Origin of the sequence: Nostoc sp. 'Lobaria pulmonaria (5183) cyanobiont', from assembly GCF_002949795.1 — a bacterium.
GTDB lineage: Bacteria > Cyanobacteriota > Cyanobacteriia > Cyanobacteriales > Nostocaceae > Nostoc.
Map to the genome: position 1 here is coordinate 5,324,603 of NZ_CP026692.1, position 21,625 is coordinate 5,346,227.

A 21,625-nucleotide genomic window follows, 5' to 3' on the forward strand; every position below is an offset into this window, starting at 1 on the left:
ATAAAATCATTGCCCGAACAACGCCCAAGCCAAAAACCTCTCAGTATAATACAACGCTAATTGATTGCTCACACCGTTGAAAACAGCATCAAAAGCATGTTCTGCCCAAGGAATTTCGAGAAAAACCGCAGTATTGCCAGAATAATGTAAACTTTCATACATCTGTCTGCCAAATCGCGCTTCCACTAAATGATCGCGACTGCCGTAAATTAATAAAGTTGGCGGTAAAGGGTGCGTTAGGTAATTTATCGGTGAAGCAATCTGATACTGATTAGGCAATTCTTCTAAAGAACCACCAAGAAATGCTTTTAAAACAGCGCGGGTATTTATAGGATCGGGATTTGGTGGTGTTTTATATCCTTCAGTTAAGTTAACAGGCCCGTAATAGTTCACCACAGCGCGAATCGGTGGTGCATCGGGTTGATAAGCCGCTAGCATTGCTAGATGTGCCCCAGCAGAACGTCCCAAAAGTACCATACATTCTGAATCGGCTTCATATTCAGCTGCATGTTTGCGAATAAAATTCAAGGCTGTACGCACATCATCTAACTGAGATGGAAACCGATATTTAGGTGCGTGTCGATAGTCGATCGCAAATACCGTATATCCATGATTAGCAATATATTGATTAAACTCGGTATTGGCATGAGTATTGCCATATTGCCAAGCTCCACCATAAATTACTATCATTGCTGGATATTTCCCTACCTCTGGGGGTTGGTAAACTTCCATTTTTAAAGGCACTCCTTCAGGAGAAGCAAAGAGAATATCTTTTTGATGACGCGTTTTACCTAATGCAATACCCCGAAAAAAATTAACTAAGTTAAAGGGATAGGTTTGCATCTTAGCCCTTACTTGGGGTGGAATTTGCTCTAGGTAATTTGCTCCCAACCCTTGTTTCATCGCTTTAGCCATCTGCATTTGAGTTTGTGGGATATTCACTAGCACCCATCCACAAATTAGCAATCCGATTAAACTGAAAATGCAAACTAAACGTTGTAGTTGACGGCGACGGATATAGAATACAGACAGCAATAAAAAGAGCAAATTTAATAATAATAACCAAGGACTGACTTCTGGCGCTCCTACTGCTAGCGTGAGTAAAAACATATTTGGAGCAGGAAGAAGAATCCAAGTGCTAAGAAATAGACTTGCAAAACTGAGTAATAATGCAAGCGATGATAAAAATATTTTGGGTTTAACAAACATAGATAAAAATGCGGTAGTAATGACTTCAAAGAAGTACAATTTATCCGCTTATGCGAAGGTTGGCAATAGTTATACAGCAGAATTCAGAGGTAAAACAGTCTTGGGAGCATCTCACCTTTGCAAATCTACCAGGCGATTAGAAATCGCAGCTACACAAACGAAGTCCGCCTACGCAAACTCAAAGAATTTGAAACCCACGGGAGTGGGTTTTGTTTGTATAGCCGCGCATTCCATTCGCCAGGAGAGGCTTTGAGACTTAGCTTGTGTATTTCACTAACTTGAAATCTGCTGTCTGTTGTGAATTCTGGTGACAGCATAAGTTATTGTTGTTGTATCTGTTTTTGTACCCAAATCCGAAAAGCTTTGAGCGTTGCATTTCTACCTGCTGTTGTACTTTGCTCCAGATATTGGGGAATCGCTTCAATTAGTGGGAATAGAGGAAAATTTAGGCTTAGCTGAGATTCTACATAATGACCATTTTGTAGAATACTAATTTGGAGCTTTCCTCGCTCAAAACGCCAAAGCTCAGGCACTTTTAGCGCTTCATAAATATTAGGATGAGTGCGAGAAGTAATATCAATTTCTAGAGCTAAATCTGGAGGAGGGTCTACTGCTAAATCTAGCCGCTTCTTGCCGCGAATCTTAGATTCATTTTTTATATAGAAACACTGATCGGGTTCTATACCTTGAACCATTGCTTGGTTTTTGAAAGTGGTAGAACCAAGGCATCTAAACTCAATGTCTAATTCTTCCAAAAGAGCTTTGACTAAATCGCTAATAATTTCTTTATCGTCTTCATGTTCTGGCAGTGGTGCCATAATCTCCAGCATTCCCCTATCATAAGCAATTCGTGCTGCTCGGTGTTCCCCTAAATCTTCTAGAATTGTTTCCAATTCCTGCCAGGTTACATCTTGCAGTAGCACTCTTTGCCCTGGTGGAACATGGATGCGCTTTAATTCCAACAACATCATCTCCGCTCCCAGTAGTTGAAACCTAAATTTAGCTTACTCTAGTTAAATAATTTGCTGCGACAATTTTTGCTACTTCATAGGATACGCCGCAGCTTGTCGTTAGACATCGCTTGCTTGAAGAAGCCCTTTATAGAAGTGTATACCGGGGCGATCGCTCCCAAAAAGATTAATAGAGTAAAAAAAACCTCTGGAGTTTCCAGAGGTTTTGGTTCCTGATTTAGTTTCTACTTGTTACTCCAATTTCTCCTGAGTCATTTCCTGATAATGGAGAAAATTATTTCAACAACAAGATCCCTGACTGTCCAAGAAGTCGGGGATCTGAACCTTGCGATTTTATTTGGATATTGAGTATCTAGCTACAATACCATTGCCAATTTACGAGGGTTGAACGTCCGTAGAACCGGAATAAAGACACCTTGAAGAAGTAAATTTGGCAAAAATCTAGGTTAATAAAATAGGCTCAGGGATTTCTGGAAGCATTTTTAAGATTTCATGGATATTAGGACTTACGCACTGTACAAATTAATCATAGTATGTTTCACGAAAATAGGTCGTTTCAGCCTTTATTAATTGTTCTTTGATGATCAGTAAACCCGCGCTGTAGGGGCACAGCAATGCTGTGCACCTACGACAGATGTGGTTTTTAAAGCCTTACATACTATGTATTTTGTGTCAATGCGTAAGTCCTAGATATATCGAAATCCACGATAATAAGCTTTAAGGTCAATAATGCCGGAGTTGGAATTAAGGATGCGAAAACGAGAGATAAGCCACTCATTGCTAACATAGCCAGGATTATCTAGTTCAATTGCCGCATCGTCGTAGCATTTATCTGCGGTAACAGGCATTGTAGCAGTGAAAAAATATCGGGCATGGGCTGCTTGTAGTTTTTGAGTTGTTGTTTTGAGAGACAATAACTCTACTACAGCAGCCCTCTGTGTTCGTACTCTTTTTTTGGCAAAGGTATTGTAGCTATCTACACTATTAATTCTTCGCTTGAGGCTGCGAACCAGGAATCGTTACATCTATTGGTGTCACCTGTTTAGCTAACTGTGTCAATGGCGGTTGAATGGCGGTTTGATTCCCCACTACTAGAGTCACAATCTTTTCTGGCTTGAGGTATTCTCGTGCTACCCGTTGGACATCAGCAGCTGTGGTGGCGGCTACGGCTTTTTGATAGCGAAAGAGAAAATCAGCAGGATAGCCGTAATATTCGTATCGCATCAACCGTGATAAGGTTTGGCTGGGGTCTTGAAAGTTGAACACAAAAGAGTTGAGTGTAGACTCTTTGGCATAAGCTAGTTCTTTTGCTGTCACTCTTTGAGTTTGGGTGCGCTTGATTTCAGCTTGTAAGGCTTTGACAAACTGGACGGTAGCATCCGATCGCGTTTCTCCACCAGCGATAAATATGCCAGGATAATCGTAGCGGGGACTCCACTGGCCATAGACAGAGTAAGCTAAACCTTGACGCGATCGCAATTCATTAAATAAGCGTCCACCAAATCCATTTAACACTCCATTCAATACATCCAGCGCTGCATAATCGGGATTGTCGAAACGTCCGCCTAAATGCCCGATAAGCACACTACTTTGCGTTAGTTGTGGTTGATTGACAAAAAAGACTCCACCTGTATTAGCTGGTGAAACCTTTGGTAATGTGGGTTTAGCAATACCTGGGTTACGTTGCCAACCGCCAAACTTAGCTTGAATAAGCGATCGCATTTTCTGACTCTCAAAATCCCCCACAATCCCCAAAATTATATTATTGGGGTGGAAATATTGCTGATAAAACTTGAGCAAATCCTCACGCTCAACCTTATCCACCGTTGCATACTCTATCGTGCGAGCATAAGGACTATCTTTCCCATAGATCAATTTCTTAAATTCTCGACTAGCAATCCCATCTGGATTGTCATTACGACGGGCAATGCCACCTTTAGCTTGTGTCTTAGCCAAGTCTAGCTTTTCTTGAGCAAATACAGGCGATCGCAGCACCTCAGCAAACAGCCCAAATACTGTTTCTAAATCTTCACTGAGTGCATCAAAGCTAGCACCACCAGAAGTTTCACTAATACCAACTTCCACAGATGCTGCCCGTTGTTCTAATATCTCGTTGAGTTCATCAGGCGAATGGTTCTTAGTTCCTCCAGTTCGCATTACCCCGCCTGTAAAACCAGCCAACCCAACTTTTTCCATTGGTTCCAAGCGATTCCCTGTGCGTACAAACGCTGTACCATTCACCAACGGTAACTCGTGATCTTCCATTAAATACACAACCAAGCCGTTTTGCAGCACAAACCGCTCATACTTGGGTAACTTAATCTCAGGTAGCGGTGGTAGCTGCAATTGTGTGTAATGTTTCGCCTCAGCCGTCGCCGCCAGAGAAAAATTACAAGTTAAAAGTAAGCACGCAAAAACAGCAACCAAAACATAAATCAACCCCTTCCTATTTTGAATTTTCAACGTTATCTGCCTTTTACCCTTCACCTTATACCTCTGCATACCTCTCTTCCTTTGCGCCCTTAGCGTCCTTCGTGGTTCGTTTCTCTTAAGATTCTTTCGACAACAACTTACCAATCGTGCGATTTTCTGGCGTAAAAGTCTCCTTTGCCACTCGCACAATATCAGCCGTCGTCACCGCTGAAATGTCATCCAACTGCTTAAACAAATTCCGCCAAGAGCCAGTTTTCACCTCATATTCCAACAATTGTTGAGCCATCCCCATATTGGAATCGAGAGTACGTAACAAACTCGCCCGTGCTTGGGTTTTCACCCGTTGCAAATCAGCCGCCGCTACAGGCTCAGTTTTTAATTTGTCAATTTCTTGGCGCAAAGCCACTGCCAACTCATCAACTGTATGACCAGGAGCTGTGAGAGCATAGAAAAATATCAGGTTTGGGTACTTATCTCCAGGAAATCCACTGTAACCTTGAGCATTTAGCGCCAAACGCTGCTTTTCTACCAAAGATTTATATAGCCGCGATGTGCGCCCATCACTTAATAAACTGCCAATGATTTCATAGACGGCATTATCTGGATGAGTAATTGCCGGACGATGATAACCTTCTAAATACCAAGGTTGAGAAGGTAGCTGTAAAGTAACTTCCTGTGTTTGTTGTTGTGGTGGTTCCACCGGAATTTGTTCAACAGCTTTGGTTTTGGCTTGAAAGCGGCCAAAATAAGTTTGCGCCAGTTTTTTTACCTCAGCCGGCTTGACATCTCCGACAATAGCGATCGCTAAATTACTTGGTACGTAGTGAGTATCAAAAAACTTTTGGACATCTTCTGGTGTCAGATTGCGGATATCTTCGTCATAACCAATCACTGGACGCCTGTAAGGATGGGCTTTGTAAGCAGTATCGATAAACTTTTCCACCATCTGTCCAATGGGTGAATTCTCCACCCGCATCCGTCGTTCTTCTAAAATTACATCTTTCTCTTTATAAAACTCACGACGAATTACCGGATCGAGAAATCGCTCCGACTCCAACGACATCCAAAGTTCTAGCTTATTGGCAGGAAAGCTGTAAAAATAACGAGTGGCTTCGGTTGAAGTGTTGGCATTTAAACCCACGCCTCCCGCTTGTTCGACAATTTGCCCCAATTCATTTTGCTTGACTAGCTTACCTGCTTGCGATTCCACTTGCTCAAACTCAGTTTGTAACCGAACAACATCAGCTTTTTTGCCATCGGCTTTCGCTGTTTTAATTTGAGCATTCAACTGCTCTAAGGTATCTAGTAGCGGTTTTTCTTTTTTGTAGTCTTGTGTACCAATACGCGTTGTACCTTTAAACGCCAAATGTTCCAGAAAGTGAGCTACACCAGTTTTACCATCTGGCTCATCCACACCACCAACATTTGCATAAGTAAGAAAAGAAACCACGGGCGCTTGATGTCGTTCCAAAACAATGAATTTCAAACCATTGTCGAGGCGAAACTCCGTTAATTGCTTAATAACTCGATCGAGATAAGGTTGAATTGAACTTTGAACTGGTGGGGTTTGAGTTTTGGTTTCTTGAGGAGGAGGTGCTGTCTGAGTTTGAGCTAGAGCGACTTCTGGCAGCAATCCCCACGAGAAGATGATTAAAGCCAACAAAGTGACAAACAACCGTCGTAATATGACAGATACTCGATCTAACCAATCGAAAATCCCCAATCTAAAATCTAAAATTGACCGACTGCTCTGGTTCATAAGCGAAAATTAAGATAAAGTTACATCACCTAAATAACAGGATACTCAGCAAAAGAACGTTAATCTTGTATTAAGTTTTCAGTGGCTCTTTGCACTTGACATTAGACAATAATGCTACAAGTCTTGTTACGGATATCTAACCATAACTGTTATGCGAGTTTTTAATTCTTCCCCGCCCTCAGAGGCTCAGACGCGCACCCGGATTTTACAGGCAGCGCAACGCTTGTTTGCCTCTCAGGGATTTGACGGTACTACCACCCGCGACTTAGCACAGGCAGCAGGTGTAGCTGAAGGCACTCTATTTCGTCATTTTCCGAATAAAAAAGCAATTTTGGTGGAAGTAGCCACGAGTGGCTGGGTAGAGATTCTTACAGATTTGCTCACAGAATTAAGTGAAATGGGCAGCTATAAAGCCGTTGCTCAGGTGATGCGCCGCCGGATGTGGAATTTCCAAAAAAATGCCGATTTGATGCGTGTTTGTTTTATGGAGGTGCAATTTCACCCCGATTTGCGCGATCGCATTCAATCAGAAGTCATTACCAAAATGACTGATGTGGGTGAAGCATTCTTTCAAACAGCGATGGATAAAGGCATTTATCGTCAAGGGGACGCAAAGCTAGTTGCGAAAGTTTTCTTAGGAATGTTTGCGATCGCAGGTTTTTCTAACAACACCCTGATAGAACCTGATGCCTCTCCCCAACAAATGCAGGAAATGGCGGAAGGACTCGCTGATATCTTTCTTAATGGTGTTTTAGCTAAAGAGTGAAGAGTTATGAGTTGTGAGTTATGAATTATGAGTTTTAACTCCTCACTCCTAACTCCTAACTAATGATTGCTTTAGCTTGCTGACTCCATTGTTGTACTAGCTCAATTGCTGGACACAAATCTCGGCGCTGCATTGTTGCTACTTGCAAGCGCATAATTTGTTGGTGCAATCTGTGAGTGGGAGTTTGAGCTAACTGCACTACAGAACCAATACCTGCATGAAGCAATAAACCACAATATTGTGTCCCGACACTGGGAATACGTGCCAAGTCAGCTAAAGCCATCCATTTATTTACATACTGAAGATGAATCTGTAGTTTATTTGCTAACGCTAGTCTTGACTCTAAAGTTTTCCCTTGTTTGACTAAGGCTACTGTGCTAGTAATCCCACAATTTTGAAGTTGAGATTGTTCTTCGTGGCTCAGTCCAGGTAATTGCTCAATTGGCCAATCACGAGATTGGATAGTAGTTCTACTATCTTTGTGTTTAGCAGACATTTTTGAAATTAAAATATAGGCTTGTTTAAATATTGTGACAGTTACTTCTCCTTTAAAAGTACGCTCTTGCAGTTTGGTGTTTGTATTGACGTGCAATTTGAATTCAATCTTCAGCAATACCATTGCATCGCCTGACAATGCGATTGTTTCGCCTGACAATGCGATTGTTTTGCCTAACAATGCGATTGTTTCGCCTGACAATACGATTGTTTCGCCTGACAATGCGATTGTTTCGCCTGACAATACGATTGTTTCGCATGACAATACGATTGTTTCGCCTGACAATACGATTGTTTCGCCTGACAATGCAATTGTTTCGCCTAACAAACATTAGATATCTTGCAAAACTCCCTAACAGCCCCTAATATGATGTCCGGGTAATTAACCATAATAACCGGAACCCCACCCCGCAAAAGCTGCGCTTTAGCTCCCCTCCCCGCTTGCGGGGTGGGGTTGGGGGTGGGGTTCTTTTATTATGGGTGATTTGGCAGACATGATATAACCAACTGCATTGATAGTTATTTTAGGCAGGTAATGCCGATCATATCGGGATAGTCAATGTAATCCTGCCAGAACTCGGAGCCAAATTTCTGTATGCCTTTGGGAGAGACTATGGGATGGTGCCAGCGGATCTCTTTAAAACCAGCACTCATCAAGGCCCATTCATAAGTCGCTTGGCTAAGGTAGTAGTTATCAATACTGATAGACTCACCGTCATCAGGAATGCTCAATGTTAAGGTTATGGGAGTACCTTCTTGGAGTGACTGGGCACATCTCCTAGCAATGCCATATTTCTCATGTTTATCATAAAACTCTGGAAGCAGTTCTAAATTATTGTTCAAACTGACGAATCGACCACCAGGTTTCAGATGAATTGCTATAGCCTGACACATTTTGAGTAGTTGCTCTTTAGTTGAAGCGTAATTCAGCAAATAGGAGGCTACCACAAGATCGAAGCTGCCAATAGAACCAATTTCCATCACATCACCGATGATATATTCAATTTCAAGTGGAACAGAAGCTTCTTCAAGTCTTGCCAATTTGATCATTTCTGAGGAAATATCCACACCAACCAAACGTGCAGCGCCATTCTGTTTGAGCAATCGTGTGAAAAATCCTTCTCCACAAGCTAGATCGAGGATTGATTTCCCGGTAACATCTGCGATTAAATTTAAGTATGTATATGCCTCACCATACAAGCGATAAGGCAATTTGTTAAGTTTTTGAAACTGGAGAGCTATGCTATCATACTCGGCTGCCATTTTTTCAACTCACTTGCAAGTTTTTTATTAAAGGATGTCTGAAAAGTTAAATTCTACGCCTGCCACCTCAGCACCAACACTTCAAGATAAGCGCGTTACGGCTTGTATGACTAAAAAGATGCGATCGCTTTCTTGAAGTTAAAATGGGCGTAAAGTATCTCCAATTTAGCTAGTATACGGTAGATTGCAGGAAGCTCATGACCCAGATTCCGAAAAGCGCAGCCCAGTTGTATGAAACAGACTTTGCAGCATGGACAGAAAAAACTGTACAACTCATTCGTGCTGGACAATTTGGACAAGTAGACTGGGATGCTGTGATTGAGGAGATTGAAAGCTTGGGACGGTCAGAACGACGAGAGTTGAAAAGCCGCTTGGAAGTATTATTACAGCATTTGCTCAAGTGGCAACATCAGTCTAGTTTGCGGAGTGGCTCTTGGCGAAATACGATTGATCAGCAGCGCTACAAAATTGCAGATTTACTGCAAGAGAGTCCCAGCCTCAAGTCTTATCCAGAAGAAGTTTTAGCCCAGTGCTATCATCGGGGATTGAAAGCTGCTAGTAATGAAACTGAACTACCAATAAATACGTTTGCAGTGGAATGTCCTTATTCCATTGCCCAAGTTCTTGATAGTGAGTTTTTGCCGGATATTATTGATTTGTAATATTAGATTGATGCGGTAAATAACTCCCCTTGTAGCACAGTTACCGCTTGTCCGGCGAGAAAGACGCGATCGCCACCGTCATAATACACCTTCACCACGCCACCGCGATTGGATGCTTGATAAGCCAAAAATTCATTTTTGTGCAAGCGATCGCGCCAGAATGGAGCAAGACAGCAATGGGCTGAACCAGTCACCGGATCTTCATTAATACCTACCTCTGGTGCAAAGAAGCGAGAGACAAAATCATAATCTGAATCAGGACTAGTCAAGCTAGTAACTATAACTTTACCAAGTGGTAAGGTTTTTAGTAGTTGAAAATTAGGCTGCATTTGCCGCACTAAATCTTCCGATTTTAATTCCACTAAATAACTTAGTGAATTCTGCAAGACAAATCTGTATGGTACACCCAAAGCAGTCTTGAGTTCTGGAGGCCCGATGATTACTCGTGAGTGATTCACAGGAAAATCTAACTCAATCCACTCACCTTGCAACTTCGCAATCAGCACTCCACTTTTGGTATAAAAACGTGCAACTTCATCAGGTGATAAATGTCCCTCTGACCAAAGTACATGGGCGCTAGCTAAAGTTGCATGACCACAAAGCGGTACTTCCACTGTGGGCGTAAACCAACGCAGATTAAAGCCATCATCCTGTCTGACTAGAAAAGCTGTTTCAGATAAATTCATCTCCTGCGCCACGTTTTGCATCCAGCGCTTATGTTGGGGAGTAGGCAAAACACAGACAGCAGCCGGATTACCCGCGAAAGGTGTATTGGTAAAAGCATCAACTTGAGTAATGATTTGTCCCATTAGATAGAGTCGCCTTGAAAGTTAGAAAACAATATATTTATCAGTAGCAAGGTGTAGAGGTACGGCGTGCCGTGCCCCTACTTGTTTAATGAGAACCACTATATACAGTACCTTAGAAATTAGGAATACAATCTCCAAAAACCAGAGTCAATGTTAAAGCAAACCGAAAACGTGAGGATAAAAATCTTCAAAAGCATCTTTGCTGCTGTCAACTTAGCGCTAATTTCTGGAGGATTAGTTAGTTGTGTTGTTGAAGCACCCCAGCCACCTGCACCAACTGAGCAACCAAAACCAGTCGTACAACCTACCCAACAGCCTAACCAGACAAAGCAAAAGGACAAAAATGACGACGATAAAAATGGCGATCGCAAAAATGAGAAAAAAGATGACGATAACGACTAAATAAAGACAAAACCATCACCTTTATTTTTTTCTTTGAGTTTACATTTATGCTTATCCCACAAACTTCTACTTCCCTCGGCAATACTTTACGCCACCGACGGCAACAACTAGCCAACCTCGTTGATTTTCCAGCAATTCTGTGGTCGGGTAGTAATAATTCGCGCAACTTTCCCGCCAATACCTTTCCGTTTCGTGCTAACAGTCATTTCCTCTATTTCGCCGGACTGCCATTACCAAAGGCGGCAATTCGTCTAGAAGCAGGCAAACTAGAACTATTCATCGACGATCCGTCACCCAGCAGCGCCCTTTGGCATGGAGAAACGCCAACGCGCGAAGAAATAGCCGAGAAGATTGGGGCGGATGTGGCTCGACCAATGGCAGAATTAGAGTCTTGGCTAGAAGATGCCGCTACACTTGCTGTCCAAGATGCAGCTACTTGGACGCAGCAATCGCAGCTATTAAATAGATGGGTTTTACCACAAAGTCCTCCCCAAGGAATTGACTTGGAGTTAGCTAAGGCGATCGTTTCTCTCCGCCTCACCCACGATGATGCGGCATTAACCGAGTTGCGAAAAGCTGCGGCACTCACTGTCAAAGCTCACAAAGCGGGGATGGCAGCAACACCCCAAGCCAAACTAGAAGCAGAAGTTCGGGCAGCGATGGAAGGGGTAATTATTGCCCACAATATGACTACCTCTTACAACAGTATTGTCACCGTTCACGGTGAAGTTTTGCATAACGAGCAGTATCACCATAGTTTGCAACCAGGTGACTTACTGCTTGCCGATGTTGGCGCTGAAACCCAGACGGGTTGGGCAGGTGATGTGACTCGCACGTGGCCAGTTTCGGGTAAGTTTTCATCTACCCAAAGAGATATTTATAATGTGGTATTGGCAGCCCATGATGCTTGCATTGCCAAAATCCAGCCTGGTGTAGAGTATGGGGATATTCATCTGCTAGCAGCTACAGCGATCGCTGAAGGTTTAGTAGAGTTAGGCATTTTACAAGGAAATCCCGAAGATTTAGTAGAAATCAATGCCCACGCGCTGTTTTTTCCTCATGGTATCGGTCATCTACTGGGTTTAGATGTGCATGATATGGAAGATTTGGGCGATTTAGCCGGGTATGAAGAGGGACGTGAAAGGAGCGATCGCTTTGGCTTAAGCTACCTCCGTTTAAATCGTCCCCTGCGTCCAGGAATGCTAGTCACAATTGAGCCTGGTTTTTATCAAGTACCAGCAATTTTAAATGATGCTAATGTGCGTTCAAAATATCAGAATGTGGTGAATTGGCAGCGTTTATCTGAATTTGCCGATGTGCGGGGAATTCGCATTGAAGATGATGTTTTAGTTACTACAGAAGGCAGCGAAGTTTTAACAGCTGCATTGCCAAACGATGCCGATACTGTAGAAAATCTAGTCAATGGCTGAGTTCATACTCACAGGCATCCTTTATGGATGCCTAATTACTGGATTTTTTCTTCTCTCTGTTCCCTCTGCGCCTCTGCGGTAGCCTACAGCAAGCAGCTTTGCGTCTACGTTAATTAAAAATTGACTTTGATAAAGAGTTTGAGCCTTAACCCAAGCGTATTGAGTCCTATAGAACTTTCATTTCCCCAAGCCCAGGTGATTTTGTAAAGCTTGGCGCATCACTTCTACAGGCAAAGTTTCCTGCTGTAACCAGATTTTTAATGCTGCTACCCCTTGTTGGACTAGCATTTCTAATCCATCGATCGCAATTGCGCCTTGTTTTTGTGCCTGCTCTAGAAATTGTGTTGGTTTAGGAATATATATTAAATCGTAAGCGATCGCACCTGTTGGTAAATTCGCGATTTCCTCTACACTCAAAGGCGATTCATCGACTTTGGGATACATCCCAATCGGAGTTGTATTTACCAGCAGATTTGCTTGGGGAATAAGCTTTGGTAATTCTTCCCATTGATGAACCTGGAATTTCTCAGCAAGGGGTGAATTGCTCCAACTATTGCGGAATTCTTCTAATTTCTGCATATTGCGCCCAACAACATGAATTTGGGCAAAACCTAACTGAGTACAACCTGCGACAACTGCTCTGGCTGCACCACCATTGCCTAAAATTACCGCTACTTTCTGACTCCAATTTTGTTTATATGTTGTCTGTAAAGGAGCAAGAAATCCTTCTATATCTGTATTTGTGCCTACCCATTGGTTATTTTGGCGGCTAACAGTATTCACTGCTCCAATAATTTGAGCCAGGGGTGTAATTTCTGAGAGTAGGGGAATGATTGCCTGTTTGTGAGGTATTGTCACATTAAAGCCGACAACCCCAACAGCAGCTAAACCTGCGATCGCCACCTCTAAATTCTGTGGTTCAATCGGAAAAGGCAGATAAATGTAATCTAATTCTAATTGTGCGATCGCTGCATTATGCATCACTGGCGACAGCGAATGCTCCACCGGATGTCCAATGACTCCTAGTAGTTTAGTTTTCCCTGTAATTTCTTTTGTCATTTGTCATTTGTCATTTGTCATTTATCTCCCCTGCTCCCCCGGTTACTGAGCGCAGTCGTTGGCGCAGCCTCTCGTAGAGAAGTATGCCCCCCTGCCCCCTACTCCCCACCTAGCCTACAATTATTAAAAGCTCCTTAACATTTCTTTAAATCATGCAGGCAACTACAGCCTCCTCTACAACTCCAATTCCTGGCAAATATTGGCAGTGGCGCGGGCACAACGTTTACTACGTGCGTGCAGGAGAGAAACAAACGCAACGTCCGCCCTTGCTTTTGGTACATGGATTTGGTGCTTCCACAGACCACTGGCGCAAGAATATCACAGGATTGTGTCAAGATTTTGAAGTATTTGCGATCGACCTTTTGGGATTCGGGCGATCGGCAAAACCAAAATTGCAGTACAGTGGCGACTTGTGGCGCGACCAACTTCACGATTTTATCAGCGAAGTGATTGGTCAAAAAGCAGTATTAGCAGGTAATTCCCTTGGTGGTTATGCTTGCTTATGTGTTGCGTCACAACGTCCCGACAGTGCAGCTGGATTAGTCTTGCTCAATAGTGCCGGGCCTTTTAGCGAAAACCAGCCAACATCTGAACCTGAAACTTTGCAAAGCGAAATTCAGCCACCCAAAAAACCCTCTTCTTTAGAGAAACTTCTGGGTGACTCAGTTAAATGGATTTTTCAACAACCTTTAGCTCAGTTTGTGTTATTTCAATATGTACGACAACGTTGGGTAATTCGCCAAACTTTAGAAAAGGTATACCTTAATAAAAGTGCAGTTACAGACCAATTGGTAGAAGAAATTTATCGTCCTGCTTTTGATCCGGGTGCATTGGATGTATTTGTTTCAGTTTTTAGCAGTCCTCAAGGAGAAAAAGTTGATGTACTACTAAAGCAATTAACTTGTTCTTTGTTGATGTTATGGGGAGAAGCCGATCCGTGGATGAATCCTAAAGAACGTTCTCAAAAGTTTCGTCAATATTCTCCTCAACTCACAGAGCATTTCTTAACAGCAGGTCATTGTCCCCATGATGAAGTACCCGATGGAGTAAATCAACTTTTACGCGATTGGGTTTTATCTATTGCCCGGTGATATTAAATCTCATTAGAAAATGTTGAGTAGAGACGCAATTTATTGCATCTCTACTCGCAGGTTTTTCTATAAAAAAAATACTTATAACAAAGAGGAAATTACTATTAAGCTAAAATTCCTGTTACAACAATCCGAGAGCCTTCCAAAAACTTCTCTACTTTGATTTGTGTTCCTAACTCCTCTCCCAAGGCGGGAACATGAGTGATCACGCCAACTAATCTGTCTTGTTTCCCTCTGTACCTGTTTTCTCTTGGTTTCTTAAACATTGTTGATACTTAGCGTCACTTTCATATAATGCTTGGCGTTCCTGTTCAATTACTTTAATTTTCCATTTATCTGTTTTTAATATGACACTAATTTGTTGTGTCTCTGCCTCCAGTTCAGCTTCTTTTTCTGCTAATATTTGGCGACATTGAATTTCTTGCTTTTTTAGATTATCGATGGTTGTTTCAGCTTTAGTTTTAGTATCAGCAGCTTTTTGGCGGTTTTGTTCAGCAGCGCGATCGCGTTTTTCTAGTGCTTTGATATAGTCTGAAGATTCTAGTTGTGGTAATTTGATGTAGCCCAACGTAAATGTTGGCGATTCATATCGCAATGCTCCATCTCGAATTACCAAAGTATTTGCATCTTTCAGTGAAAGTTCTTCACTGATTTGAATTGGTGGCTCGTAGTCATTTCCCTAAGGCTCCAAGCGAAAGTTATGCGATCGCCAGAAGCTACTTACATAGTTCTCCTCAGACATTACCTTGTGTTTTGCTTAGAAAATTTTATGTTTTCAATGTCACTCGCAATCTACGAATAATTGTCAAGTTTATGGATTGTTAAGTCTTGGCAACTTTTGTTGATGGCCATCCAAATAGGAACGCACCCACCGCATTGCAGAAAGCGCGATCGCTAAAGAGCAAAGGAATTTTAGCGGATCATGCATCACCAGCTAAAATTTGCCTTGTCAAGTTTAAAACACACTTATTTAATTATTTAAAAACGTAGGATTTAATTTCTTGGTCTATTTGGTCACTAATAATCTCAGTTCCCATACTGATTTTATCGAGGTTAACCCTCACAAAATTTGTTTTATCTTCTTTTGTAAACTTTTTATTATTATCCGAGTCTTTAATAATTTTTAGAAAAATTGCATTTTGACCTGGAACAACAACCCAACTGATTATTCGAGTATTATTTGGGGTAATTTGCTGGAGGTTCTTACCTGATAAATCAGAAAGATAGCCAATAGTAGCATCTTCGCTGTTAAGTTTTTTATCTGTATTTGTATCTTGTTCAATGATTTTATATAACAAAACTCTTCTGGTGGGTTTCTCTGCCGCTTTTACCTCCAATAAATCGAAAGAGGTGATAATAGCTTTTTTATTTAATAAAAGATGAGCTTCACTACCTTGCTTTTGATAAAAGATGATGTTATACAATTGATTATTTCTTTCATTTTCATAAGAACGTGAAAGGTTTAAATCAATTCCTTTATCTTCATTCTGCTCTGTAAGACTAACAGGAATCATTAGATAATCTGATTGTTCTTTAATAATTAAATCGCCATAGATAATATTTGATTGTGGCTTTGATTTCTCAGTTGCTTTTGCCTGTTCTGCATTTTTACTACCAGAAGACTTACAGGAAAAAGAAAGGGCAGCTACAATCATAACTGTAGTAATTTTATTTAAAAAGCGATAATTTCTCATCAAATTCTCCTAACAGGATATGTTGCTGTCCTATTTTATTCCCTGCTGGAAAATTAGCTAGAGTCCATCCAATACGCTTGGATTAAGAAAAATTGTAAGTTGGGTTAAGCAAAGCGTGACTCAACAAAGCCCCACTGGCACTCCCTGCTGTACCGAGAAAATCATATTACAATAAAATGCCAAAAACCTGGTCGAGGTTGACCAGGTTTTATCGAGTTTACAGGTTTCAAATTTTAAACTAATTAAATAACTGAAGGTTAATAACTAGGGTGGACTGAAAAACTAACAAACTCAGCATTATTGCGTTTTTCCGCTTTAGGATTTGGCTTTGCCCTCTACATTAGGCTTTTTGCCACTTCTATTACATTTAATATGCTGAAATCTGCTTGGGCTGATGACAAGGGGACACTAAGTCATTGACCCTTTTTGTTTGGTTTTATTCTGTTTGGTGTCCTACTATTTAAAATATCACTTAATTTGTGAGTTGTAACCCTTGGTTTACGAAAGTTGACGTTTTGTTAGATTTTGCAATCTAGAGCCAAAAATTTGATCCCCGACCCTCTTTTGAAGAAAGTTAAAGGGATCTTGGATAGATTAAGCATAGCAACCAAACAGCATTGTCATCAATCCCACATAATCTGATTGTCATCCAGATGGTCGGTGACAATACGGCCAATGGCATCAATTTCTACCAATTCGGCGCTAGAAAGCTTGATTTGGGCGGCTAATGCGTTATCTAATGCTTGTTCGGGATAACGCCCTCCAGCGATGTCTGGCGACAAGCCGCTAGGACGCGTCTACGCATTTGTTTGAGGTTGAGCAATTAACCAGGCTAAAGCTAACTGAGCAAGGGTACAATTATGAAGAATGGCTATAGGACGCAGTTTTTCTAGCGCTTGTTGGGCACGTTCAAAGTTTTCGCCTTGAAACAGTTTATTTTTAGCACGGTTATCTGTTGGGTCAAATTCATGACCGAGAGCAAATCTTCCTGTTAACAACCCCTGCGCTAAAGGCGAATAAGCAAGGATAGAAATATTGTTTTCGATACAATAGGACAATGCATCTTGTTCTACCTGTCTCCAGAATAAAGAATAGGGTGGTTGCAAACTATCAATACGTCCATAACTAGCTGCTTCTGCTAACTGGACAGCAGAAAAATTGGAAACACCGATTGCTCGAATTTTACCTTGCTTTTTGAGCATGTTAAGAGCTTTCATAGTTTCTTCGATAGGTACTATTTCACTATTGAAAGCGCCGGAGGGCCAATGTATTTGGTAAAGATCAATGTAATCAGTTTTCAGGTTAGTTAAGGAACGATCGCAAGCTTCAATCGCTTGTTCATACTTAAGATGGTTAGCAAAAACTTTTGTGGCATATTCCACGCGATCGCGCACATCAGATAAAGCTTCAACGACAATTCGCTCAGAGTGCCCTTCACCATAAGCTTCAGCAGTATCAATTGTGGTGATACCAGCTTCATAAGCGGCTCGAATCGTTTTAATCGAGTCAGCATCCTCAATTCCCACCCACATTCTTTTACCAGCTTGCCAAGTTCCCATCAGAATGGGTGTGATTTTGACTTCACTTGTACCTAGCGATCGCTTTTCCATAATTGCTTCCTAATTCATTCCTTTAGACAGGTTCATACATTATCAGTCTTAGCTTCAAATTAAATCAGAGTTACAATAGATACCGATGGAATTGACTACAACTTTTCATGCTCTCAAAGAATGGGCAGTGGCCATAAATGCCTTGGAAGATGGCAAAACAATTATGTTGCTCCGCAAAGGCGGAATCCACGAACGACATGGACATTTCCAAGTTGCCCACAAGCAAATTTTGCTTTACCCTACTTATGAACATCAACAAGCTTTCATGCTGAAAGCTGAGTATGCCAATAATGTCTATCCAGTAACATCAGGCTGGCATCCTGAAACTGTTCGCATTGGCAGTTGGGCTGAAATTACAGATATTTTGCCAGTGAGTGACGAGTCTATTGTCAACAGTTTACTTCCCTTCCATATTTGGAACGAGCATTTTATTAGCGATCGCCTCAAATGGAAAGCACGTCAACCCCTTTATATTCTGCTTCTGCGGACGTATAAACTACCGCAAGAGCAAGAAATTCCCTATTACGCCAAATACGCTGGCTGCAAGTCATGGATTGATTTAGATCGATCGATTTACTTACAAACAGCACAACCAGTTTTATCTAACTTTGCATACAGCCAAATAGTAGAGACAATTCGCCAGATTGTCGGCGATAAGTTGTATGCTCCATCCTTCTAATAACCCAACTTGTTGTTCAGATACCCGATTTATTCAATAAGTCGGGTATCTAAATCTAGTTTAAGAAGTGCTATTTCACCCTATAGCTCATTTGATTTATAACTTTATAAATTATCTCTAATATCAGGTTCGGTTAAACACTTAATAATATTTGTAGTAGCGCGATAGGCTTAAAATGTTGGCTTTCAAAAACTCACGAAAACCAAAATATAATCATGAACAAAATTACTCAACCCAATAAATTAAGCTTGCCGCGCTAGTACAACACGGCGAAAATAAACCAACCATTCCAAATCAACGAAACCCTTATGCTGTATTCATTTTTAATTTTTAATTCCGCCTTGCGGTACTAGTAGGTTGGGTTGAGGAACGAAACCCAACATTTCCAGGTCTTGCTTGTTGGGTTGTGCTTTGCTTAACCCAACCTACATTTACATCTAATACACTATTTTCGCCTTGACACGCTACTAAAGTTTTTTACAAAGCCAAGCATATTGCTTTATAACTAACTTCTAAAATCTGCGCTTCTATATGTAAGCAGAATCCCCAGTGAATCACCTTGCACCAGATACAGTTTAACTCTGGCATAATGAAGTCAGAACTGCGATCGCAACTCTATGATAATCTATGTTTATCTGTGGTTGATTGTATCGATTATCACAAGTAATAATTAGAATTTTAAGCGGAATACGGTAAAATCCAGAGGAACTTTTATTGTTACCAACGCGTGTTAAAAATGGAAGCAAATTTTCTGACGGCGCTAAAGTTACCTTTCTTAAGTACTGTTTTGCAGATTGCGGCGATTACACTTCTACCTATAGCAATAGGAATGATAGCCAAGCGGTATGTACCCGAACTGGCAGAACAAGGCAGATAAACCTGTGAAGTGGCTGTGCTTTATTTTTCCTGGTGGTGATAATTACTGGAGTGCTGCTACGAGAATGGAATAATTTTGTTTCTTATGTCATAAGATGTAGGCTGGGCAACTCTAGTTTTGAATGTGGTTGCAATGGCTTTAGGTTTTGCGATCGCTACTTTAACCAGATTAGGAGAAAAATACGTTACGGCAATTCCAGTAGAAGTAGGAATTCAAAATGGGACACTGGCGATCGCTTCTACACCTACACTGCTGAATACTTCCACAATAGCCATTCCTGGGGCAATTTATGGTCTGCTAATATTTTTGACTGGTGCTGGATTTGCTTGGTGGACTAGTTGTCGCCAAGGCTTGTTGAAAGCATAAAAGTAGTTTGCCTCATGGTTACAAGTATTTGTACAAATTGAATTATCCAATCTTGTTACGTTGATGTTTCTAGCCTCTTCTGCTAAACCGATTGATGACAATCTCAAGAATTTTGTAGACGAAATTGAAGCGCAAAGCCCAAGTTTATCAGTTTTAGCAGCGCGTGAATTCCGTTATAGTTTGCGGCAAAGTCCTGTAGAACTAAATATCAAGGAACCCCGCCAGTTTAACGTACTCGAAGAATTTATTATCCGTGCTGCTATTGAATTTCAACCTCCGCCAACAGAAGATGAATTAGCATCTGTACTTGGGCTTGATTCTGTATTTATTAAAACTACTACTACAACTCTTCGTTCCTTACAAACTCTATCACCAACATCGCCACTAACAGTTACTCCTGAAGGTCGCTCATTTTATGAAAAAGGGTCTGTACTACAGCCGCCATATCCTATACAAATTAATGCTATTACAGACCCTTTAAGCGATCAGATAACCTTTCAATCTGAATCACTAAACGAGACAACGATAAATTTGCCTGACTTGGCAGACTTTATAACTATTGATCATACAATTGCTGATATTGCTTCCTTACCCCTTGAAGAAATACAAAAAAGTATTCAAGCTTCAGGTTTAGCACTTCATGTGCCAGAAGAGGGAAAAATTGTAACTTCCTATAGGGTGCTAGCTTCAACTCAAAAAATCTGGAGAAAAATATCGCTTTTCGTTATTTTTGATGCTCTTGAAGATAAATTGAGCATTCAAATAAGAAATGGCAAGCAAATTTTAGAGTCAGCATCAAATTGGTTAGAAGTGTTACATAATAAAGGTAAAATATCTTTGCAAACGTTATGTAAATTGTCAACCGAAACTATAGATTTTGAACGCGAAGCCATTCTCAAGCAGAAAAATACTCAAATAGAAGCTAGGCTCGAAAATATTCGCAAAAAGGCGCTACAAGCTGTCACAAAAACCACTAATGAGGTAGATAACTATAAAGCGTTAGGTGAAGCCGTACAGTTACGCGATGGACAAATTAGCTTAACTTTTTCAGAAGTTTTAAATTCGGCTAAAAGTCAGATTCTAATCTATTCTCCTTGGGTGAATCAAGCAGTTATCAATGAAAAATTTCTAACTTTGTTACAGAAATTAGTTAATCGCGGAGTTTGGATTTTAGTTGGATATGGAATTGCGCGGCGACAAGAAGATGAGAATAAATCAATTCCACCAGAATTAGAAAAAAAACTTCGAGCGATAAAAACACCTGATGGTTTACCATCTGTACAGGTTTTTTGGTTGGGAGATTCCCATGTTAAAGAAGTAATAGTTGATCAAGAAATACATCTTTGCGGCTCTCATAACTGGTTATCTTATCGCGGCGATTACCTCCCACGAGGTGAGTCAGTTTATAAAGTGACAATTCCCCTTCAAGTCCAGGAAGCTTATAAATTTCTTGCTAATCGCTTCCAAAATCACGCTCAAAAATTATGGCAAAATGCTCTAGAAAACCGCGATTCTAAACTGGCTGTAGAGTCTTTATGTGTGTGGGGTGCGCTAGGTATGGAAGATATTGCACTCAAAGAGATACAGAAAACTAATTGGTTTGAACTTCTGCCTGTATGGTTGAATGTAGCAATACAGGGATTAAAATCGAAAAACTTATCAGGTGATTCAGCAAGTTTTCAAACTGCACTTTCGTTGCTGAGTCAAGTTTCTCTTGAAGAGGCTTTTATTGAGTTATTGCAACAGGGATGGCGTAAAGTCATCGGCGCGATCGCAATTAACAATCCCGAAACTGCTTTCAACTTACTTAGTGATGAAGTATGGGCGCAATTTATACGTCTCAAGATTGTTCAAGAGAGTGATTCGCCCAATGATTTTATTTTGTATTGTATTTAACCCATACTAGGATATTTTTCATATTCCAATAGTAATAATTTATTAGAACACAGTCCAGATATATGCCGTCTTGATTTCGCGGGAATTGGCAATTAAATGATTCTTAACCTTTGATTGACTTAAAGATAGATTTCAGAGATTCGTCTTGTTCGAT

22 protein-coding genes and 1 pseudogene are annotated in these 21,625 nt (G+C 41.0%); 11 read left to right on the plus strand and 12 right to left on the minus strand.

What is annotated here, in order from left to right:
• Positions 1–6: 6 nt before the first annotated feature.
• Positions 7–1,209, minus strand: a complete 1,203-nt coding sequence (locus tag NLP_RS23620; protein ID WP_104908458.1) for an alpha/beta hydrolase — start codon at positions 1,207–1,209, stop codon at positions 7–9.
• Here NLP_RS23620 and NLP_RS35140 point away from each other — a divergent pair.
• On the plus strand, positions 1,097–1,462 hold the full coding sequence (locus NLP_RS35140) for a hypothetical protein (RefSeq protein WP_234017393.1): 366 nt from the start codon (positions 1,097–1,099) through the stop codon (positions 1,460–1,462). The two genes, NLP_RS23620 and NLP_RS35140, sit on opposite strands and share 113 nt — an antisense overlap.
• A 67-nt stretch (positions 1,463–1,529) precedes the next feature.
• On the opposite strand, the gene NLP_RS23625 is transcribed toward NLP_RS35140, so the two are convergent.
• The 4 genes from NLP_RS23625 to NLP_RS23640 all read right to left on the minus strand — a co-directional run bounded on the left by NLP_RS23625 (position 1,530) and on the right by NLP_RS23640 (position 6,372).
• Positions 1,530–2,177 carry a Uma2 family endonuclease gene (locus NLP_RS23625; protein WP_104908459.1) on the minus strand — a complete coding sequence of 216 codons (648 nt, stop codon included), beginning with the start codon at positions 2,175–2,177 and terminating at the stop codon, positions 1,530–1,532.
• Between the two features lie 689 nt (positions 2,178–2,866).
• Positions 2,867–3,094 (minus strand): hypothetical protein, encoded by a 228-nt coding sequence (locus NLP_RS23630; RefSeq protein WP_104908460.1) that lies wholly within the window; start codon positions 3,092–3,094, stop codon positions 2,867–2,869.
• Positions 3,095–3,164: 70 nt separating this feature from the next.
• Complete coding sequence (locus NLP_RS23635; protein WP_104908461.1) at positions 3,165–4,682, minus strand: M16 family metallopeptidase; 1,518 nt, start codon at positions 4,680–4,682, stop codon at positions 3,165–3,167.
• Positions 4,683–4,728: 46 nt separating this feature from the next.
• Positions 4,729–6,372, minus strand: coding sequence for a M16 family metallopeptidase (locus tag NLP_RS23640; RefSeq protein ID WP_234017040.1), 1,644 nt, complete (start codon positions 6,370–6,372; stop codon positions 4,729–4,731).
• A gap of 151 nt (positions 6,373–6,523) precedes the next feature.
• Here NLP_RS23640 and NLP_RS23645 point away from each other — a divergent pair, with 151 nt between their 5' ends.
• Positions 6,524–7,138: a TetR/AcrR family transcriptional regulator gene (locus NLP_RS23645; protein ID WP_104908462.1), complete on the plus strand. Its 615-nt coding sequence runs from the start codon at positions 6,524–6,526 to the stop codon at positions 7,136–7,138.
• Between the two features lie 55 nt (positions 7,139–7,193).
• On the opposite strand, the gene NLP_RS23650 is transcribed toward NLP_RS23645, so the two are convergent.
• Positions 7,194–7,634, minus strand: coding sequence for a DUF4332 domain-containing protein (locus tag NLP_RS23650; protein ID WP_104910003.1), 441 nt, complete (start codon positions 7,632–7,634; stop codon positions 7,194–7,196).
• Between the two features lie 76 nt (positions 7,635–7,710).
• On the opposite strand from NLP_RS23650, the gene NLP_RS36210 reads away from it, so the two are divergent.
• Positions 7,711–7,968, plus strand: a complete 258-nt coding sequence (locus tag NLP_RS36210; protein ID WP_442946673.1) for a hypothetical protein — start codon at positions 7,711–7,713, stop codon at positions 7,966–7,968.
• Between the two features lie 184 nt (positions 7,969–8,152).
• On the opposite strand, the gene NLP_RS23655 is transcribed toward NLP_RS36210, so the two are convergent.
• The gene (locus tag NLP_RS23655; protein WP_104908463.1) at positions 8,153–8,896 is read right to left on the minus strand and encodes a class I SAM-dependent methyltransferase; all 744 of its coding nucleotides are present in this window, start codon (positions 8,894–8,896) and stop codon (positions 8,153–8,155) included.
• A 197-nt stretch (positions 8,897–9,093) separates the two neighbouring features.
• Here NLP_RS23655 and NLP_RS23660 point away from each other — a divergent pair, with 197 nt between their 5' ends.
• Positions 9,094–9,558 (plus strand): DUF29 domain-containing protein, encoded by a 465-nt coding sequence (locus tag NLP_RS23660; protein ID WP_104908464.1) that lies wholly within the window; start codon positions 9,094–9,096, stop codon positions 9,556–9,558.
• Between the two features lie 2 nt (positions 9,559–9,560).
• On the opposite strand, the gene NLP_RS23665 is transcribed toward NLP_RS23660, so the two are convergent.
• Complete coding sequence (locus NLP_RS23665) at positions 9,561–10,367, minus strand: PhzF family phenazine biosynthesis protein (RefSeq protein ID WP_104908465.1); 807 nt, start codon at positions 10,365–10,367, stop codon at positions 9,561–9,563.
• 150 nt (positions 10,368–10,517) lie between these two features.
• Here NLP_RS23665 and NLP_RS23670 point away from each other — a divergent pair, with 150 nt between their 5' ends.
• Positions 10,518–10,769: a hypothetical protein gene (locus NLP_RS23670; RefSeq protein ID WP_104908466.1), complete on the plus strand. Its 252-nt coding sequence runs from the start codon at positions 10,518–10,520 to the stop codon at positions 10,767–10,769.
• 47 nt (positions 10,770–10,816) lie between these two features.
• The gene (locus NLP_RS23675; RefSeq protein ID WP_104908467.1) at positions 10,817–12,199 is read left to right on the plus strand and encodes an aminopeptidase P family protein; all 1,383 of its coding nucleotides are present in this window, start codon (positions 10,817–10,819) and stop codon (positions 12,197–12,199) included.
• A 177-nt stretch (positions 12,200–12,376) separates the two neighbouring features.
• Here NLP_RS23675 and NLP_RS23680 read toward each other — a convergent pair whose 3' ends face one another.
• The gene (locus NLP_RS23680) at positions 12,377–13,258 is read right to left on the minus strand and encodes a shikimate dehydrogenase (RefSeq protein WP_104908468.1); all 882 of its coding nucleotides are present in this window, start codon (positions 13,256–13,258) and stop codon (positions 12,377–12,379) included.
• A gap of 152 nt (positions 13,259–13,410) precedes the next feature.
• On the opposite strand from NLP_RS23680, the gene NLP_RS23685 reads away from it, so the two are divergent.
• A complete protein-coding gene (locus tag NLP_RS23685; protein ID WP_104908469.1) occupies positions 13,411–14,349 on the plus strand; it encodes an alpha/beta fold hydrolase in 939 nt (312 codons plus the stop codon).
• Between the two features lie 214 nt (positions 14,350–14,563).
• Here the strand turns inward: NLP_RS23685 and NLP_RS23690 are convergent, their stop codons facing one another.
• The 3 genes and pseudogenes from NLP_RS23690 to NLP_RS23700 all read right to left on the minus strand — a co-directional run bounded on the left by NLP_RS23690 (position 14,564) and on the right by NLP_RS23700 (position 17,653).
• On the minus strand, positions 14,564–14,965 hold the full coding sequence (locus tag NLP_RS23690; RefSeq protein WP_104908470.1) for a hypothetical protein: 402 nt from the start codon (positions 14,963–14,965) through the stop codon (positions 14,564–14,566).
• A gap of 358 nt (positions 14,966–15,323) precedes the next feature.
• On the minus strand, positions 15,324–16,043 hold the full coding sequence (locus NLP_RS23695) for a hypothetical protein (protein WP_104908471.1): 720 nt from the start codon (positions 16,041–16,043) through the stop codon (positions 15,324–15,326).
• A 623-nt stretch (positions 16,044–16,666) separates the two neighbouring features.
• A pseudogene (locus tag NLP_RS23700) lies at positions 16,667–17,653 on the minus strand (aldo/keto reductase).
• Positions 17,654–17,738: 85 nt separating this feature from the next.
• Between NLP_RS23700 and NLP_RS23705 the strand changes: the two are divergent.
• The 4 genes from NLP_RS23705 (at position 17,739) to NLP_RS23715 (ending at position 21,471) form a co-directional block, all read left to right on the plus strand.
• Entirely contained in the window at positions 17,739–18,332 is a 594-nt protein-coding gene (locus NLP_RS23705; RefSeq protein ID WP_442946632.1) for a DUF1802 family protein, read from the plus strand.
• 736 nt (positions 18,333–19,068) lie between these two features.
• A complete protein-coding gene (locus NLP_RS34300; protein WP_199784675.1) occupies positions 19,069–19,209 on the plus strand; it encodes a hypothetical protein in 141 nt (46 codons plus the stop codon).
• A gap of 117 nt (positions 19,210–19,326) precedes the next feature.
• Complete coding sequence (locus NLP_RS34305) at positions 19,327–19,575, plus strand: hypothetical protein (protein ID WP_234017041.1); 249 nt, start codon at positions 19,327–19,329, stop codon at positions 19,573–19,575.
• Positions 19,576–19,638: 63 nt separating this feature from the next.
• On the plus strand, positions 19,639–21,471 hold the full coding sequence (locus tag NLP_RS23715) for a hypothetical protein (protein ID WP_104908473.1): 1,833 nt from the start codon (positions 19,639–19,641) through the stop codon (positions 21,469–21,471).
• Positions 21,472–21,625 lie beyond the last annotated feature (154 nt).

Bases quoted from the DNA above. Each gene is read 5' to 3' on its own strand.
- NLP_RS23620 (WP_104908458.1), bottom strand. From the start codon at position 1,209: ATGTTTGTTAAACCCAAAATATTTTTATCATCGCTTGCATTATTACTC.
- NLP_RS23625 (WP_104908459.1), bottom strand. From the start codon at position 2,177: ATGTTGTTGGAATTAAAGCGCATCCATGTTCCACCAGGGCAAAGAGTG.
- NLP_RS23635 (WP_104908461.1), bottom strand. From the start codon at position 4,682: ATGCAGAGGTATAAGGTGAAGGGTAAAAGGCAGATAACGTTGAAAATT.
- NLP_RS23640 (WP_234017040.1), bottom strand. From the start codon at position 6,372: ATGAACCAGAGCAGTCGGTCAATTTTAGATTTTAGATTGGGGATTTTC.
- NLP_RS23645 (WP_104908462.1), top strand. From the start codon at position 6,524: ATGCGAGTTTTTAATTCTTCCCCGCCCTCAGAGGCTCAGACGCGCACC.
- NLP_RS23650 (WP_104910003.1), bottom strand. From the start codon at position 7,634: ATGTCTGCTAAACACAAAGATAGTAGAACTACTATCCAATCTCGTGAT.
- NLP_RS23655 (WP_104908463.1), bottom strand. From the start codon at position 8,896: ATGGCAGCCGAGTATGATAGCATAGCTCTCCAGTTTCAAAAACTTAAC.
- NLP_RS23660 (WP_104908464.1), top strand. From the start codon at position 9,094: ATGACCCAGATTCCGAAAAGCGCAGCCCAGTTGTATGAAACAGACTTT.
- NLP_RS23665 (WP_104908465.1), bottom strand. From the start codon at position 10,367: ATGGGACAAATCATTACTCAAGTTGATGCTTTTACCAATACACCTTTC.
- NLP_RS23670 (WP_104908466.1), top strand. From the start codon at position 10,518: ATGTTAAAGCAAACCGAAAACGTGAGGATAAAAATCTTCAAAAGCATC.
- NLP_RS23675 (WP_104908467.1), top strand. From the start codon at position 10,817: ATGCTTATCCCACAAACTTCTACTTCCCTCGGCAATACTTTACGCCAC.
- NLP_RS23680 (WP_104908468.1), bottom strand. From the start codon at position 13,258: ATGACAAAAGAAATTACAGGGAAAACTAAACTACTAGGAGTCATTGGA.
- NLP_RS23685 (WP_104908469.1), top strand. From the start codon at position 13,411: ATGCAGGCAACTACAGCCTCCTCTACAACTCCAATTCCTGGCAAATAT.
- NLP_RS23695 (WP_104908471.1), bottom strand. From the start codon at position 16,043: ATGAGAAATTATCGCTTTTTAAATAAAATTACTACAGTTATGATTGTA.
- NLP_RS23705 (WP_442946632.1), top strand. From the start codon at position 17,739: ATGGAATTGACTACAACTTTTCATGCTCTCAAAGAATGGGCAGTGGCC.
- NLP_RS34300 (WP_199784675.1), top strand. From the start codon at position 19,069: ATGGAAGCAAATTTTCTGACGGCGCTAAAGTTACCTTTCTTAAGTACT.
- NLP_RS23715 (WP_104908473.1), top strand. From the start codon at position 19,639: ATGTTTCTAGCCTCTTCTGCTAAACCGATTGATGACAATCTCAAGAAT.